This is a genomic window from Pseudoalteromonas sp. bablab_jr010, from assembly GCF_016464105.1.
Taxonomy (GTDB): Bacteria; Pseudomonadota; Gammaproteobacteria; order Enterobacterales; family Alteromonadaceae; genus Pseudoalteromonas; species Pseudoalteromonas simplex.
The window spans coordinates 1-2,041 of sequence record NZ_JACDWV010000041.1 but is presented as its reverse complement, the minus strand read 5'-3'; the positions used below and the strand labels follow the sequence as shown (position 1 = coordinate 2,041).

The 2,041-nt window shown below is 43.2% G+C and carries 1 pseudogene; it reads right to left on the bottom strand.

From position 1 onward, the window contains the following. A pseudogene (locus tag JIG37_RS01810) lies at window positions 1-2,041 on the bottom strand (type IV secretion protein Rhs); the annotation flags it as partial.

Genomic DNA, 2,041 nt, shown 5'->3' with positions numbered 1-2,041 from the left:
GCTCTATCTTTACCAGCACTCCGGCTACCCCAACTGGCATTACCGCCTTTGGCTTCGATAATTAATACTTTACCGTCTTCTGTTGCATACACTTGGTCAAATTGGCCTTGTTTGCCTTTACCTGGGAGTTTGCTTGCCAATGGTGTGGCATCTGGATAATTTTGTTTCACATAAATGCGTGCGGCTTCTTCACCCAGTGCTTCACTGGCTAAGCGCATGGCACTTTGCGCTTCTTTTAATGCAGTGGCGTTTCCGGCAAGGAGTGCGGCATCACGCTTGGCGACAGCTTGATTTCGTGCTGCTTCAAACTGTTTGAGTCGCTGTTTAACGTTGTCACTTAAATTAGCATGATTTATCTTTAATTTTTGCGCTATTTTGTTAAACACATTTATTTGGTCCGACACGGGCACTAAATTACCATTTTCGTAACGTAATTTAGGGGGCTTTTTGCCATCAAGGCGGCTAATAATGACTTTACCTTCACTGTTGGTATATGCGCGGTAATTGCCGCGAATATCGTCAGATAATTCAGTGAGTAATAAATATTCAGCATGGTCTTTTGCTGACACATGCGTCGCCACAGCGTGGTTTTTACTTGGCTGTAACTGTGTATCTGGTTTGGTTATTTTGGCTGAAACAGTTGGATGTTCAGCCGTCACAGCGTGTGATAACTGTTTATTTAGCTGCTTGCGTTTTACAATCTCGGCAATCTGAGTCAGTGCTTTATTTGCTTTTGCTAAATACCTTGATTTACTTGCCAGTGAAGCGGCCGCACCCACGCCACCTGTGAGCAGTGCTAATACGACCTCAAATGCCAAAATACCCGTTAATCGTTCTTGCTCTACGTGTGAGTGGGCATCAATATACTCGTAAGGGAAACGCGCTAGCGCCAAGCGGGTTTGTTCATCATCAAGTAGAATGTAAAGTAACTCACATGCTTGAGTAAGTGATTGGGCTGATTTTTGTGAGAAAGAAATAATTGTTTCTAGCTCATATTTAACGGCTTCTTTATCACCGCGAGCAATGGCTTCTATAATTCTAAAGCAAGCAGAGTACACACTTATATTAATATCAATACCGAGTACAATCAGGTCTGCTACGCCCTCAATAAGTGACTTTGCCCCTTGATAAAAACCAGTGGCATTTGCACCTAGCTCTATCATGTATTGGTTAAATAGACTTTCTTGTTCAAACAAGGCATCTTCAATGGCCGCTTTTTGTCGAACTTCATTTAGCATCGCTTCTAGGGTCTGCTTAAACTCATTACGCAGTGCAACTAAACGCTGTTCGTCGTCATCAGATGAAGCAATAAAACGAACCTGACTTTGACCTTGCGGCACGTTGGCCAGTTGCGCTTTGCCATTACTGAGTGAGCCGGTGTGCTCATGGCCAAGGCTATCGATAAGCGAGTAACGAATATTGTCTTCAGCACTGCCATCTAGGTAGCAATAGCTTAAGTCTAGTGTGCATAGTGTAGTAGAATCGAGTGAGCTATCAGCCAAATCAAATGATGAAATAGCAGGCGCACGACTCACATTAAGGCTTTGTGCACGCGCTGTACTTGGGCTTTCAATATCGTAATCAACGGGGCCATCAAAATTTATAAATGTGCCATCGAGGGTGAGTACATCGGTGGCAATAATCTCAACATTTCCTTGACTATCGAGTTTAATTTCGCCGCCTTCGTTATGGAGAATTAAATCACCACGGCCTGAGCCTGTAATCGCGATTGACTGGTTAGTTTGCAAAAATGTTGAGCCATTGGGGGCCGAAATAGTTAAGTCACTTGAGTTGGTTTTAAGCTGAATATCGCTTTGCGCAAAGGTTTTAACTGCGCGACCACTGACCATAGACAGTGCTTGACGAGATTCAATAAGGGTGTTTTTTCCTTGCCATGCTTGGCTACCTGCACTTTGCATGTTGATATCGCGGTTTTGAGTGCTGAGCGAAACATTGTTTTTAACATCAATAAACTGATTATTTTTAATCACAAACTGAATGTTGTCGTTCTCAGTTGTTAGGCAGAGGTCTTTACCTGCAT